The 16,320-nt window shown below is 38.6% G+C and carries 12 protein-coding genes; 11 read left to right on the top strand and 1 reads right to left on the bottom strand.

Features of this window, described 5'->3' with window-relative positions; all coding sequences use genetic code 11:
• Positions 1–49: 49 nt before the first annotated feature.
• Positions 50–691: a DUF6266 family protein gene (locus DZ858_RS10025; protein ID WP_117159410.1), complete on the bottom strand. Its 642-nt coding sequence runs from the start codon at positions 689–691 to the stop codon at positions 50–52.
• A gap of 695 nt (positions 692–1,386) precedes the next feature.
• Here DZ858_RS10025 and DZ858_RS10030 point away from each other — a divergent pair.
• The 11 genes from DZ858_RS10030 (at position 1,387) to DZ858_RS10080 (ending at position 16,318) form a co-directional block, all read left to right on the top strand.
• On the top strand, positions 1,387–3,267 hold the full coding sequence (locus DZ858_RS10030) for a tail fiber domain-containing protein (RefSeq protein WP_117159411.1): 1,881 nt from the start codon (positions 1,387–1,389) through the stop codon (positions 3,265–3,267).
• Between the two features lie 461 nt (positions 3,268–3,728).
• Positions 3,729–5,861 carry a TonB-dependent receptor plug domain-containing protein gene (locus DZ858_RS10035; protein WP_117159412.1) on the top strand — a complete coding sequence of 711 codons (2,133 nt, stop codon included), beginning with the start codon at positions 3,729–3,731 and terminating at the stop codon, positions 5,859–5,861.
• 2 nt (positions 5,862–5,863) lie between these two features.
• Positions 5,864–7,285, top strand: coding sequence for an HmuY family protein (locus tag DZ858_RS10040; protein ID WP_117159413.1), 1,422 nt, complete (start codon positions 5,864–5,866; stop codon positions 7,283–7,285).
• Between the two features lie 38 nt (positions 7,286–7,323).
• Positions 7,324–8,559, top strand: coding sequence for a T9SS type A sorting domain-containing protein (locus DZ858_RS10045; RefSeq protein WP_117159414.1), 1,236 nt, complete (start codon positions 7,324–7,326; stop codon positions 8,557–8,559).
• A 7-nt stretch (positions 8,560–8,566) separates the two neighbouring features.
• Entirely contained in the window at positions 8,567–9,475 is a 909-nt protein-coding gene (locus DZ858_RS10050) for a DUF6607 family protein (protein ID WP_117159415.1), read from the top strand.
• Positions 9,476–9,482: 7 nt separating this feature from the next.
• Positions 9,483–10,988 (top strand): ankyrin repeat domain-containing protein, encoded by a 1,506-nt coding sequence (locus tag DZ858_RS10055; RefSeq protein WP_117159416.1) that lies wholly within the window; start codon positions 9,483–9,485, stop codon positions 10,986–10,988.
• Between the two features lies 1 nt (position 10,989).
• Entirely contained in the window at positions 10,990–11,484 is a 495-nt protein-coding gene (locus DZ858_RS10060; protein WP_117159417.1) for a DUF2271 domain-containing protein, read from the top strand.
• A gap of 10 nt (positions 11,485–11,494) precedes the next feature.
• Positions 11,495–13,684, top strand: coding sequence for a PepSY domain-containing protein (locus tag DZ858_RS10065; protein WP_117159418.1), 2,190 nt, complete (start codon positions 11,495–11,497; stop codon positions 13,682–13,684).
• A gap of 15 nt (positions 13,685–13,699) precedes the next feature.
• Positions 13,700–14,062: a hypothetical protein gene (locus DZ858_RS10070; RefSeq protein WP_117159419.1), complete on the top strand. Its 363-nt coding sequence runs from the start codon at positions 13,700–13,702 to the stop codon at positions 14,060–14,062.
• Between the two features lie 270 nt (positions 14,063–14,332).
• Complete coding sequence (locus tag DZ858_RS10075; RefSeq protein ID WP_117159420.1) at positions 14,333–14,830, top strand: DUF4494 domain-containing protein; 498 nt, start codon at positions 14,333–14,335, stop codon at positions 14,828–14,830.
• Between the two features lie 279 nt (positions 14,831–15,109).
• On the top strand, positions 15,110–16,318 hold the full coding sequence (locus DZ858_RS10080) for a M24 family metallopeptidase (RefSeq protein WP_117159421.1): 1,209 nt from the start codon (positions 15,110–15,112) through the stop codon (positions 16,316–16,318).
• Positions 16,319–16,320 lie beyond the last annotated feature (2 nt).

The raw sequence follows: 16,320 nt of genomic DNA on the forward strand, positions 1-16,320 counted from the left end.
TATAACAGGGGAGGTAACTTCCCCAAATATACCCAACTTTTTCAATTCCCTATCCATTCACTTCCCCAACATAGCAACTCGTCGCTGCTGTAGGGTGCTTGGCTTGGTCGGTAAAGGTCGCCCACAACTGTAACGGTTGCTCTGTAAATCCGGCGGGTATCGTAAGGTTTACTGTGGTGTCTTGGCGTTCGGCACAGGCTTCAAAAAAATAAAAGGTATGTAACGCTGGGGCGTATGCGGCAACGGTCAATAGATCGTTCGGGGCGGCGAGGGCTTGCTCGCTGTTATCGGTCCACGTAAGCTGGATGCTGTTGTTTACTCCTAGCGTGAGGGTGACTCCCAAGACACCAGGTATCGCGCCTTTGCTGATGAGTACTTTAGGGTAGTTCATATAGAACAGTCCGTTTTCTTGGCGGGTAGCGTGTAGTTTGTGGTACGACATCGCATCGTAAAACCGTTGGCTGGGTGCTGTGCTTTCGCCAAAATACTGTTTTAGAAAAAAGCGGTACTTCGCTAAAAACGAGCTGACCAGTCCAAAATCACTTTGGTTGCTCAATTGTGCTTGGCTACGCGGTATGCTAGAAGGTTGCGGTGCCGAGCGTATAATGTTTTTGTTTCGCCAGGTGGCTCCTACCACCGGGCCTACTTTTCCAGAGAAGCCTCCGAGGAGGCCATTTTGTATGGTTCCCATAAGGTTACGTTAGTTAGATTATAAAAAGGGGAGACAGCAATATAATGTGTAATTATCTAATTTGCAAATTGGTACTGTATTTTTTGCTATTTGATAAATGTATTTTATATGTTACTTTTTTCCAGCTAATTATTACACAAAGAGGAAGTATTTTAAAAAATTCTGACTTTGGCCTATCGGAAAGGTATCGTAAAATTTGAAATAAAAGTGCCGTTAAGAATTTTAGGCTGTTCGAGCTAGACGACTAGTTCACGCTTGCAAGTGTAGTAAAGCGAGTTCCTAAAATTTAGGCACGGAATGATAAATTTAGATACCGTTTCGTAAGCCTAGATTTTTTTGGTTCGTTTTTTCATCAATGGAAAAAATGAACAGGTATATTATTTAGACTAAGACCGTAATTTTTCCAATTTTTACACAAAACACAACCACCCTTCCGTTGGGTTTTGTCCCAGTTTTCTTCGAGTGTTCTTCGACTTTTGTTCGACATGACCCCCCATTTTACGTATAAAACTCGAAGGAAACTAGGGGAAAAGTCGAAGAAAACTACTTGATGATCCTATTTTTAGTATCGTTTTGTGTGGGGGGATTAATTTTTTTTATGGGGCGGTTTTTAGAGAAAGCTTACTTATAAAAATGTGATTTTGTGGTTGTGAGATTATTCTTATATTTGACAACCTAACCAAATCTTAATTTTAATGCTCCGAATTTTACCCCCGCTATTTGTAGGTATATTTCTATGTCTATTTTATACTACAAATGCTCAAGTAGGAATCAACACGACAAGTCCCAATGCTCAATTAGAAGTTCAATCCAGTAATCAGGCAACCCCTGCTAATACAGATGGGATATTGATACCCAAGATAGATGTCTTTCCGGCTACTGATCCCACTGCTGCTCAAGATGGGATGATGGTATATCTTACAACGGCAACAGCGACTCAAGCCGCTGGATTTTATTATTGGGATCAAGTTGCAGGAGCATGGTCGGCTTTAGGTGGCGGCGGAGACGGCTGGAACCTTACCGGAAATGCAGGTACCGATGCTTCGGTTAACTTTTTAGGAACCACCGACAATACTGACCTTATCTTTAAACGTAATAATACTTATAGCGGAAAGTTACATAGCACTGAAACTGCTTTTGGAGTTAATGCATTGAACACAACTAGTACCGGAGATAACAATACGGCTGTGGGTGTTAGTTCATTAACTGCAAATACGGATGGCAATAATAATACTGCCATCGGGTATACAGCACTTTATAATAGTGAGACCAGTAGTAATACCGCAATAGGAAGTAAAAGTATGTACCATACGGTTAGTGGCTATGAAAATGTAGCAATGGGCTATTATGCATTGTATGAAAATATTAATGGGAGCTTTAATACGGCCATAGGAACGGCAGCCCTTAGAAAAAATACAAGCGGTCAATACAATACAGGCGTAGGGTATATGGCTTTACAGGAAAACACAACTGGGAAAGACAATATTGCCATAGGGCAACGGGCGTTACATTCAAGCACAACCGTATCGAATACTATCGCTATAGGTACATACGCTTTAAATAATAATTCATCAGGTTCTAGCAATATAGGGGTAGGGTATTATGCCTTGAGAAATAATACCACCGGAAGTTTTAATTCAGCATTCGGCTTTGAAGCCTTACTTACAAATGTTACAGGTGGATATAACACATCTTTGGGGTATAAAGCACTGACTAATAATTATGGAGGAGGAAATAATACAGCTATTGGGGTAAATGCGTTAGGAAGTAACAAGCACGGAAATTCTAATACGGGCATAGGAAGAAGAGCTTTATCTTCTAATGCTAATGGAGATCACAATGTAGCGATAGGCTACCAAACACTTGAAAAAAATGGTAATAGCTTTAACACGGCGGTAGGAAATTATGCAGCGGCTGCCAACACGAGTGGTACCAATAATACTGCAGTAGGCTATAAATCCCTTGAGAAAAACAAAGAAGGTGCCAATAATACAGCACTAGGATATACTGCACTTCAAAATAATAAAGGACATAACAATACTGCGATAGGATATAGTGCATTTAATCCATACACTGCAACAGCTTTTGATAATTCAACAGCTATAGGAAACGGAGCTACTATTTCAGCATCCAATCAAGTAAAGTTAGGTAATAGTGCTGTTACTGAAATTGGTGGGTATGCAGACTGGACTAACTATACGCCACCCCCTTTAACATTAAAAAATATTCAAAAAAATGTACCGGGGATAGCCTTCATAGAAAAGTTAGAACCTATTATATACCAAGTAAAAAGTACAGATGCTTCCCAAACGAAAACAACCAGTGGCTTTATAGCTCAAGAAGTAGAAAAAGCCGCAAATGAGCTAGGATATAATTTTGGTGGAATTGTAGTTCCTACCAATGATTCTGATGTGTATGGGATTCAATATGCACAGTTTGTGATGCCCTTAGTGCAAGCTGTAAAAGACCAACAAGAGATCATTGAAAAACAAGAAGAAAAAACAACTGCTCTACAAGAAAAAGTAGCAAAATTGACGCAGCGATTAGAAGCCGTGGAAGCGATGATCACCAAATAAAATTGATAAAAAAGAAAAGTGACTTACGGTCTAAATTCGAACAAAACCACACTATGTTGTGGTTTTATTTTTTTTAGATAGTTAATCATTTTTGTACTATAACAGCACCTATATAAAAGACTACAAATATAGGATGCAGAAATGAGGAGCATTAAGAATTACAATAGATGCAATAAAGTAATAATTTAGAGTTTATAGCACCTACCTTTTTGCTGTATGGAATCCTTTTATTTGCTAAACCACAAATAACTTACCTATTGTTTTTAATATTTATTTTCCTCTATTTTTTGTTTTAAAATGCTTTCTTGTCTCTTTTATAACAGCGTGTTACAAGCTACTCAGTTGTTCTTTAATTTACTCTAAAATAGGTTTCATGTTAATTTTTTTATAGATAATATTATTTTTATTTGTTCTAAATAAGAATAATTATATAGCTTTGCGGCAGCTAACAAATCGACCTAATGAAGTTTACATTTCTATCTATTTCCTTCCTTTTTTGTAGTGTAGTTTCCTTCGCTCAAAACTCAACCGTAACCGATTCCACTGATGTTGAAAAACTGGAAGAAGTAGTGGTAACCGGGCAGATTAATCCGCAGTCGGTTAACAAATCGGTGGTAGAAGTAAAGGTGATTAGCAGAAAAGACATAGAGCGGCAAGCTGGAAACACCTTAGCTGATGTATTAAATAACACTTTAAACTTGAACATTACGCCCAATACATCCACTGGGAAAAGTGGAGTAAGCTTGTTTGGGTTGGACAGTCAGTATTTTAAAGTGTTGCTTGATAATATCCCGATGATTAATGAAGAGGGCGTAGGCAACAATATGGACTTAACCTTAATAAACTTAGACGATGTTGAACGTATAGAATATGTAGAGGGTGCCATGGGGGTTCAATACGGATCGAATGCTATTTCAGGAATCATCAACATCATTACCAAGAAATCATCTAAAAACAAACTCGATATTACCGCCTACGTGCAAGAAGAAACCATAGGCGATGAGTATGAGTGGTTTGATAAGGGCCGCCATATTCAATCGATTAAAGTGGGTGGGAATATTTCAGAAAAACTATATGCCAATGCCACCTATACCCGGAATGACTTTGGAGGTTTCTGGAACGATAAAAAGGGCGAGAACTACGAATTAAACGACGGCCTTCGCGGACACGAATGGTTACCGAAACTACAACAAAACAGCAAGGCGTTACTATCCTACGAAGCAGAAGGGTTTAACATCTTCTATCGTTTTGAGTACTTGCACGAAGACATTTATAAATACAACGAAACGGTAGATCCCAACGAAAACGCATCGACGGGAACCACCAATCCTTCAGCGTTGGATGAACAATACACCAACAACCGATTGTACCATCACTTAAATAGTAGCGGGAAACTATTTAAAAAAGTGAACTACAATGTATCCCTTTCCTACCAAGAACAGACCAAAGATCTGGAGCGCTATACCTACCGCATTCGGTCGGGAGCTAAAGAAAATGTAGAAGAAGGCGAATACCAAAGTAGGAGTGCAATCTTTTCCAGAGGTACGTTTAGCAATTTATTAAACAGTGAGTGGCTATCGGTACAAGCGGGATATGAATTAACCTTGGAAGAAGGTTCCGGCTCATCGGTAGCAATCGTGATTGATCCTGAAGAAGGTGCGGTATCACAAAGCTTAAATAATTATGACGTGTTCGCCGCTTCCGAAATGCAACTAACAGAGCGGTTTTCATTACGGCCAGGTGTTCGGGTTTCTTTTAGTAACCTGTTCGATACCCAGTACATTGGGTCGTTAAGTGCCAAGCAAACCTTGGGTGACGATTGGGAGTTGCGCGCTATCGTAGGTTCGGCAAACCGAACCCCCAACTACAATGAGTTATACACTTATTTTGTAGATGTAAATCACAACGTACAAGGAAACGGCGCCTTAACCCCAGAAAACGGCGTTTCTACTTTTCTTCATATTAAAAAGCGCAGCAGTCTGGCCGATGGAGCACTTCGGTTAAAAAATAAAATCAGTTTTAATTACCTAAACGTAGACGATAGAATTGAATTAATTGTGGTGAATCAGAGTCCGTTGGCGTATCAATACAACAATATTGACAGCTACAAGGCAATGGGCGTATTTTCAGAAAACGAATTGTACTATCAAAATATAAAAGCACAATTGGGCGCTTCGGTACAGGGGATTTCAAAAGTATTGGACAGCCGTACCAATAGCAATGACGACTTTCTGTATAATTTTCAGTTGAATGCGAATGTCGCTTATACCGTACCTAAATGGGACACTACCTTCTCGTTGTTCTATAAACACATAGGCGAGCAGCAACAGTTTGTAGAGAAAACCAATGCCGAAGGCAATCAAGAGTTTTTTACTGGGAAGACCGAAGCCTATAGTTGGCTAGATACAACCATCAACAAATCATTTTTCGATGGCGCGTTTATCACCACATTAGGTGCGCGAAATATATTTGATGTCACTGCAGTAAACACCACCGCGTTTGAAGGCGGAACCCATAACGGTCCGCCCACACAAATACCCTTGGGCTATGGACGCTCTTACTTTTTAAAACTAACCTATCATTTAACCCTATAACCATGTCAATATTTAAATCATTTAAAATACTACTTGTCGCATGTATTGCTACTGCTACCTTAGTTTCGTGTAGCGATGACGATACTACGACGGTACAAGGCGAGCCTTTTGTGGCAGCGTTTGAGAACCTTTCGGCTAACTTAGGAGAAATAGAAGGCAATGAGGATATCAAACTAGTGTATTCAGAAACTGCTTCAGAAAACGGAGCGATCACACTTTCGTTAGAAGCTACGAATGCGGTATACGGAGAGGACTTTACAACGGAACCTGCTGCGGAAGGAAACACGATTACCTTGCCTATTACTGAGGGAACAAGAGAAAATACAATAGCTTTCAATAAACTGAATGCTAATTTAGATGAAACAGTAGTTATTACTTTTACTATTACCGACATTTCATATCCTAATGCTCAGATACAAGGTAATACTGCTTTTGCTTTAAATAGTTCCGCTTCTTTAGGGCGTTCATTAGCCCCAGAAGTAGGTGGTCCCAATGAGCAAAACCAAGTGTATATTGATTTAAGTTCCGAAAAAACAACTGTTGTACAACGTGATTCTTGGGATCTAGGGTTTTATGCTGGAAATGAATTTCGAGTAGCAATAAACGGTTCCATTTATATGGCTACGGCACAATTGGATGCTACCAATATTGATGCGGTAACCGAAGCCGATGTTACGGGTATACAAGACCAAGTAGCGGTGGGAACCTTCGATCCCGCTAATGTTGCATATATAGATCATCCTGACGGAAACATTACCAAAAATGCAATTGGTGCTATAAGTGACACCGATGCTGATAACAAGGTGTATTTAGTGAATTTAGGATATGAAGTAGGAAACACTACAGCAGAACAAGGAAGTGTAACTGTAGCTGGAGATGCTAGAGGTTGGAAAAAGATTCGCGTATTAAAACGAGGGGACGATTACCTACTACAATATGCCGATCTAAATGCTACCACACACCAAGAAGTGACCATTTCGAAAAACAGTGGATATAATTTTACCTTCTTCAGTTTCAACACCAATAATGTTGTTTCTGTAGAACCGGAAGCAGACCAATGGGATATCAACTTTACAGTTTTTACCAATATAATAGAAGAGGCTGGTTCCTATGGTTATTCAGATGGGGTTTTGCACAACCGTAAAGGAGGCGTGGTGGCCTATGCCATCAATACAGATGAAGTGAGCACCACCTATGATGACTTTTCATTGAGTAACCTAAACACAGCCAACTTTCAAGAAGACCAACGTACTATAGGCAGTAGCTGGAGAGAGGTGATTAATGAAGATAAGGTATTGTTTGATAATATGTTTTACATCATTCAAGATCTAAACGGAAACACCTATAAACTAAAATTCACAGCTCTATTGAGCGACCAGGGAGAACGTGGATACCCTGAATTCAAATATCAATTATTACAATAACAAGTAAACCTATTACAAACATTACAACAGATAAAAGAATGAAAAAAATACTACATATTGCAGCCTTTATAGCAACGGGATTCGTTGCCACTGCACAAGAAACCATCAACCTTTCTATGGGTGCTAATTATGAAAATGAGGTCTACGTAAAATTAGCAGACGAAACACAGAACACCTATGCCGCTGCTAGTTGGGATGTAGCCTTTTTACGTAACAGTGCACAGAATATTGGCATTCGTGTAAACGATGGCGCCGGAATACAGGTGTTTGAAGCAGCGAACGACCCAGCAGAATGGAACAATATCGATGTAACTAATGAAGCATCTTGGACACCATTATATAACGATGATACCAATTGGGACAACGGAGCCTTTATGCAGGGATCAGCTACGTATGGTTGGGGAGAGTATAACCCAGCAACCCACCACGTAGAAGGAACCATCATCTTTGTATTGAAATATGCCGATGGTACCTATCGTAAGTTTATAAACGAAGACTTTTTTGGCGGGTACACATTTAAGTTCGCTACTTGGGATGGTAGCGCTTGGGTAAATGAAACGACTACAACAGTTGATAATGATGATAACCCTAATAACCGTTACAACTACTATTCATTACAAAACAACGAAGCCGTTGTAGCTGAGCCAGCTGTAACAGAATGGGATATGGTGTTTAGAAAATATGTTACAGAATTACAGGCAAATACAATGTATAATGTAACTGGCGTGTTACATAATCCAAATATCACCGTAGCGCAAAACGAAGAACCAACGGGAGAAGCAGATCCTGCTAATGTAACCTACTCTGAAGAAATTAATACTATAGGGTACGATTGGAAAAGCTTTGACGGTTCAGGATATTTAGTAAACAGTAATATGGCGTATTATGTTAAATATGATGAAGATACCGTATACCGATTGGTATTTACTTCATTTGAAGGGTCTTCAACTGGAAACATCGAGTTGGAATATCAAGATGTATCTAGTTTATTAGGATTTGAAGATGTAACAGAAGATGTTTCCTTCGGAATGTTTCCAAACCCTACTACCAATGGTCAAGTATCAATTGTGTATGATGTAGCTAATACTGTTTCAGTAAAAAATACGATTGAAGTATATGCAATCAACGGAGTGAAAGTATATTCAGAAACGATGTCTACTGCATCTGGTTTTTATAACAAGACATTAGACCTTTCAGGCCTACAAAGTGGTATGTATATGGTTACCTTTACCGCCGGAAAAAACAGTGTAACGAAGAAACTAATTTTGAACTAGTATAATTATGAAAAAGACAATTTTTGCGTTAATAGGATTAATAGCTATCAGTGCTAGCAGTAATGCACAAAGCAAACAAGAAAAGGATAGAGAGGCTATAAAGAATATGTGTGGGTGTTACGAAGTAACCTTCAACTTCACTGAAACATTTGAATATGTAGAAGATTCTACTTACATACCGTCAAAAACTAAAATAGCTGGTGGTTTAGAGTGGGCAGAACTTATTGAAGATAAAGATGATAAGGTGTCTATTCAGCATCTATTAATTGTAGGGCCACCCAACCAGCCACATATAGTAAAACACTGGCGTCAGGATTGGGAATATGAAAATACCGATCTATATCTATTCAACGGTGATAACCAATGGACCTATACTAAAAAGCCAAAAAGCGACGTAAAAGGACAGTGGACGCAGAAAGTATTTCAGGTAGATGATAGTCCGAGATACGAAGGCTCTGCTACTTGGGTACACGTAGATGGTAAAAGCTATTGGGAAAATACTACAACAGCACCTTTGCCACGAAGAGAGTACACCCAACGTAGTGATTATAATGTAACAATGCGCGGAAACCGTCACGAGATAACCGATTTTGGTTGGATACACGATCAAGACAATGAAAAAATTGTACGAAAAGAAGGCGCAGAAGATGTAGTAATCGCCAAAGAAAAAGGGTACAACGTGTACAAAAAAGTAGATGACAGCAAGTGTAAAGCAGCCCAAGACTGGTGGAAAGAACACCAAGACAAATGGGCTACGGTTCGCGCGAAGTGGGACAACGTATTTGGAAAAGACGAAGACTTAGCCTTAAAAGAAAAAGTAGATAACAAAGTATTGTTTAAATACTTGTTTGATGAAAATATGACCGATAAGAAAGAAATAAACGGAGTGATCGACTCTTTTGTAATCGAAAAATAAATAAAATATGAGCTGCCTAAAAAAAATAAACTTGTGTTTGGTATTGTTAGTAAGCACGTTTGCTAGTGCACAGACCAATAATTCATTCTTAGAAAGAAGCTTTTGGAAAACCAATCCGACTATACCAGCCGTCGAACAAAAAATAAAAGAAGGCAACGATGTCACACAGTTAAATTCCTATGGATTTGACGGTGTTACCTATGCTATCTTGGAAGACGCCCCATTAGCTACCCTTAAGCATATGCTAACAAAAGAAGGGAATGGTGTGAATAAATTAACCCACGACGGACGAACCTATATTTTTTGGGCAGCTTATAAAAACAATATTGACTTAGTAAAGCACCTATTACAAGCACGTGCCCGAACCGATATTCGGGATGACCATAGTAATACCATTGCGTTGTTTGCTGCTGGAGCCGGAAATACCAATGCAGAACTATACGATATATTAGCGCAACACGGCGCCGATCTATCGAACGAAACCACTAAAAACGGTGCAAACATTCTATTATTAGCAGCGCCGCATGTAAAAGACTTGAGTGAGTTGGATTATTTTGTTTCTAAAGGGATGTCCTTACAAAGCACCGATACAGCTGGGAATGGCATCTTTAATTATGTAGCCAAAACAGGAAATGCCAACCTATTGGATGCCCTCATCGAAAAAGGAGTTGCATATAAAGAGCTAAACAAAGAAAAAGGCAATGCAATGCTTTTCGCGAGTCAGGGTACACGAGGCACCACCAACGGACTGGAAGTGTATCAATATTTAGAGTCAAAAGGCATTAACCCAAACGTGACCACTACTGAAGGCGTAACCCCATTGCATACATTAGCATATAGAAGTGATGATAAAGCAGTACTAAACTACTTTATTAAAAAAGGAGTGGATGTAAACCAAGCCAATGAAGAAGGCAACACAGCTTTTATGAATGCAGCCTCGGCAAATAATATGGAGATTGTAACACTATTGGCAGAGAAGGTTACAGATATAAACCATACCAACAAAAAAGGACAATCAGCATTAAGCTTGGCAGTAGCCAATAATACTGCTGAAGTAGTAGCGTATCTGTTAAAAAATGGAGCAGATGCTTCCGTAACCGATACAAACGGAAATACATTGGCATACTACGTGATGGATGGGTATAGTTCAAAAGAAGCAACTGATTTCAATAAAAAACTGACGCTTCTAAAACAAAACAATGTGTCGTTAACCACGCTTCAGGAAAAGGATAATAGCTTATATCACTTGGCAGTAGCTAAAAACAACGTAGACTTGTTGAAGTTGGTCGTGAAAATGGCAGATAAGAAACAACTGCAACAAAAAAATGCAGATGGCTTAACACCGTTACATTTGGCAGCGATGAAAGCAAAAAACGATACCATATTAAAATATTTGTTGTCGTTAGGCGCTGATAAAAATGTGGTTACCGATTTTGAAGAAACAGCGTACGATCTAGCAAGTGAAAACGAACAATTAGAAGCAAATAACATTGATCTAAACTTTCTGAAATAATATGAATATGAAAAAGTTGATAAAAATACTACCCGTTTTAGTAGTAGTCTTAGTGTTGGCGGCAAGTTTTACGCCTACCACTGCCAAAAGTAAATACAAATGCCTGATACAGATGACTAATTATACGGGCGAATCTGCTTATGTGGTCGTTTCTTTATTGGATGCCGAAGGCGAATATGTAGAAACACTGTATGTTCAAGGCGATGACGATGAGTGGTATTTTGATATTTCAGAATGGTGGGATTTCTACGGAAAAAAACGGCATAACATCGATGCCATTACCGGAGCTACTATTGCTGGTGGACAACGAGCATTAAGCGTAATCGAGATTGAAGATGATAAAATAGATGCAGGCTACAAAATACGCTTTGAAACAGCAGTAGAAGACCAAGAATATTACGCCGACGATGTGGAGTTTGAGTTGACATCAGAATCGGTGAAAGGAAAAGTAGAAGGACAAGGATTTATACGCTACGTGCGTATGATGCCACAGTAAACGCAACCGTATGACCTTATCAATATGGAGATACAGTCACCTTGCGTTGGCTGTATCTTCTTTTGTTTTTATAGTAATTGCTTCCGTTACGGGTATTATTCTTGCAGTAGAACCTGTTTCGGAACAACTAAAACCCTTTGCCATACCCGAAGCACAAGAGATTTCGGTAGGGGAGACGGTAGCGGTGCTTCAAAATAAATATGATGAGGTCTTATGGGTAGAGGTAGACCATAACGACTTTGTATCGGCCTCTGTCATTACCGAAGAAGGAACTAGCGAAACCTTTTACATCAACCCCATAACCGGCGAAAAAGTGGGGGAATTGATCGAGCAGCATCCTATTTTCAGCTTTGCCACCAACGTACATAGATCGTTGTTTTTAAAATCCACCGGTCGCTTTATAGTCGGCTTGGTATCTTTTTTACTCTTCTTAATTGCGGTTACTGGAGTCATATTGATTATAAAACGACAAGGAAGTGTAAAACGCTTCTTTTCAAAAATATCAAAAGAATCGTTCAACCAACACTATCACGTATACTTTGGTAGGTTGTTCTTAATCCCAATCATCATTTTAACGGTAACAGGGGTATATCTTTCCTTAGAGAAATTTTCGCTTTTACCTGAATATAAAATAACCCACGACGTAGATTACGATACCATTGCCGAAACACCGGTGCGAGAAGTCATTGTTTTTCCTGCGTTTCAAAATAGTCCGCTCACTGATTTAAAAAGATTAGAGTTCCCGTTTTCCCCAGATCCAGAAGATTACTACATCGCAAAATTCTCGAATAAAGAAGTACTAGTCAATCAATTTACGGGGGAAGTACTAAGTGAGTATGAATATCCCGTTGTGGCTTGGGCTTCTAGTTGGAGTATGGCACTTCACACGGGTAGAGGAAGCATTCTATGGTCTGTTATTTTATTGATAGCCTGTTTTTCTATTCTGTTTTTTATCTATTCAGGCTTTGCGATGACCTTGCGCCGCCGAAAGAAAACAGGAGCCTTTAAAAATAAATATACCAAAGATAAAAGCGAGTATATTATTTTAGTGGGTTCGGAAACTGGGAATACCTTTGATTTTGCGCGGCAATTTCAACAAGCATTGCTGCAAACCGGGAAAAAAGTATATGTTTCAGAATTAAACACCTACACTACCTACAAAAAGGCGAGACAATTATTTGTATTCACGGCCACCTACGGACAAGGAGAAGCCCCTGCTAATGCGACTAATTTTTTAAAATTACTAGAAAAGAAAAAACAAGATCATCCTGTTCATTTTTCAGTAGTAGGTTTTGGGTCATTAGCTTATGAGGATTATTGTCAGTTTGCAATTGACGTTGATAAAACGTTGCAGCAACACCCCAACTTTCACCAAGAATTACCCATTTACAAGATCAACAATCAAGATGCCACCGATTTTGAGCACTGGGCCATCCGTTGGGCTACACAGCATAATTTACACCTACAGTTAGAGCCTTTAGATACGGATAAGAAAATTGCAACACAGCATAATTTCACCGTCATAAACCGCACCGAATTAAACAAGGACGATACATTTATACTTCAACTTCGTCCTTCTAAAAAACAAGTGTTTGAGTCGGGTGATTTGTTGGAGGTTATTCCTCCAAACGAACGGATTGCTCGATTGTATAGTATTGCTGAGGTAGCAGGAGATATTGTGTTAAGTATAAAAAGACACGAGTATGGCGCCTGTTCTTCCTATTTTAGTAGCTGTAAAGTAGGGGATAATGTAAAAGGAATTATAAGTAAGAATGAGTCATTTCATTTACCCGAACAAGCCCAACACGTACTTTTAATTGCCAACGGTACCGGAATTGCCCCTTTTTTAGGAATGATAGCTACACACGCAGCTACAAAAGAGATCAATCTTTTTTGGGGTGGAAAAACACAGGAGTCATTTGATTTATATGCTTCCTATTTAGAAGAAACAAATTTAAAGACTAAGCAGCTAGCCTATTCGCAAGAAGGAAATAAACAGTATGTTCAAGACCGCTTGGCAGAACAAAAAGAAATGGTGGCTAAGTTGCTTCAGCAAAAAGCCATGATTATGATCTGCGGAAGCATTGCTATGCAAAAAGAGGTATTATCCGTTTTAGAAAAAATTCTCATAGAATATAAGATGGAGGTTACTATAAACGATCTGGAACAACAAGGACTTTTAGCAATGGATTGTTATTAATTTAAAAAGAAAGATATGCAAGGGGATTTAGACGACATAAACACCATATATTATAATGACTTCGGAATAGCTTTTCAATGGAAACAGGGAAGAGCTAAGTATACCAATAAAGTTCAGTTGGTGTTTAGGCATACGGGTCTTTTTTTAACATCAAGCGAACTCCATGCTTTCTCTAAGACCGTGAGTAAAACCTTTGAAAATCCACCTTTGTGTAATGATTGTAAAGATAATAAAGAATGTAAGTCGCTATTGATTAACACCCCAGCGCATCAAGTAAGCTTTGCCATGAGTTATGATGAAGTGGAACAATTAAACGATTTAATTGAAGGCACACTTTTTCAATTAAATCTAGATGATATGTTAGGTAAAATTATATAATGTGTGTAGTTAAATATGACATCCAAGATGGAATAGTCACTCCTGATTTAATATACTGAATAAAAATCTATTATTTCTTTCTATTCTATTTCTTCAGAAAATAATATAAATAGTTGCTACATGTTTCATTTCTAATGACTCCGAAAATCTATCGAAGGGCATTTGTAACAGTAGAGAAACGTAGCAATAAAAATTGTGAATATCTATTCTTGATTTTGAAAAGGAGGCTTAGTATAAATCCTATTTTTGACATCCTAAAAAAATATAGATATGAGCGTAACTTGGTACGAATGTAAGGTGAAATACAGAAAAACACACGAGACAGGAGAACAGAAAATAACGACAGATACGTATTTATTAGATGCGGTATCGTATACGGAAGCAGAAGCTAGAATTACTGAAGAGATGAAGGCTTATACAAGTGAGGATTTCAGAATAATGAACATAAAAGTGGCAAACTTCTCAGAGGTGCATCCGTTTGAGAATTCCGATCGTTGGTTCAAGTCGAAGGTTTCCTTGGTAGCTATGGATGAAGAGAGCGGAAAAGAGAAAAAGACAAATATGTATTTATTGGTGCAGGCCAATAATGTAAAAGAAGCATTTGAGAACAGTACGCTGGCAATGGCAGATACTATGGGAGATTATTCGATTCCTGCTATTACAGAATCTCCAATTCTGGACGTATTTCCATATTTCACAGGAGAAGAAGAGCAATTGGAGAAGTTTAATGTTCTAGAAACAGCTGAACCTGCGGAACAAGAAAATTAAATTATAAGTAATTAAATTTTTACTTCAAGAAACTCCGACGGCTATGCTTCGGGGTTTCTTATTTATTTTTTTCTACACCTTACATTTAGACAGAACTTAGAGCCATCAGAATCATTTTTTAGTAGTTTCGAATGGTTTTTAGATTATCTAGATTTATATAAATTTTAAGAGCTTATTATCATTATTTAATTATGTTTAAGCGCATTGAATTAGACGTAGTTATTGTTGACAATTAGGCGTCAAAAAATCATTGCATTAACCCTTAAAGTAACATCTAGCATGAATAGCAACAGAGCATACGGTATCGGTGGTAGTACGCCAGAAGAAGAACTTTCTAAGTTAAGCGCCCCAACCGATAAGCCGACTCCCATTACTGATACAGAATATCAACACAGACTTGACAAAGCCTGTTCAGCCTTAAAAGCCAAAGGATTGGATGCGCTATATATCAATGCCGGGACTAATTTATACTACTTTACCAACACACAATGGAATGAGTCAGAGCGATTAGTGGGTGCACTTTTATTTGCCGATGGAAGTCTTCATTATGTGGTTCCTGAGTTTGAAATAGGCACGTTTAATGACTTCATCGGAATTGAGGGCAAAATCATTCCGTGGTTGGAACACGAATCGCCTGTACAGAAAATATCTGAAGTTGTGGCGGAAGGTACACGTTTGGCGATTGATGATTCTACTCCGTTTAATCTGGTTTCTCGTTTTCAGGAACACAAAAAATTTGAAATCAGCAGTGCTGAAGAACTGATTAGAGATATCAGAATGCTTAAAAGTGATGCTGAAATTGCACACATTCAATACCCGATGGACTTAACAATGCAAGTACATCAGGCGGTAGCAAAAATTTTAAAACCAGGAATTACAACCGCCGAAGTGGAAAACTTTATCCATAAGGCACATCAAAAATTAGGAATTGCAAGTGGTTCTTATTTTTGCATTGTTCTATTTGGTCAAGACTCTAGCTTTCCGCACGGGGTAAAATCGCCCAAACCATTGGAAGAAAATGATATTGTTTTGGTGGATACCGGTACACAGTATAACGGCTATATTTCAGATATCACCAGAACCTATAGTTATGGAGACGCTTCGGAGAAGGAAAAAGAAATTTGGGCAAACGAAAAGGCCGCTCAATTAGCTGCTTTTGATGCCGCGCAGCTTGGCAAGCCTTGTGGATATATTGACGATCAAGTTCGGGTACAGTTAGAGAGAGATGGCCTCGGTCCTGATTATAAGTTGCCTGGACTACCGCACCGAACCGGTCACGGAATTGGTCTTGAAATTCATGAGCATCCATTTATTTTGAGGGGAAATGATATTAAAATACAAGTAGGAATGGCTTTTAGTATTGAACCTATGATTGTGGTGCCGGAAGAATTCGGTATTCGTTTGGAAGATCATATCTATATGACAAAAGAAGGACCAAAGTGGTTTACAGAACCAGCTTATAGCATCGAGAATCCTTTTGGGGTTTAACA

The sequence above is a fragment of the Marixanthomonas ophiurae genome, assembly GCF_003413745.1.
GTDB lineage: Bacteria > Bacteroidota > Bacteroidia > Flavobacteriales > Flavobacteriaceae > Marixanthomonas > Marixanthomonas ophiurae.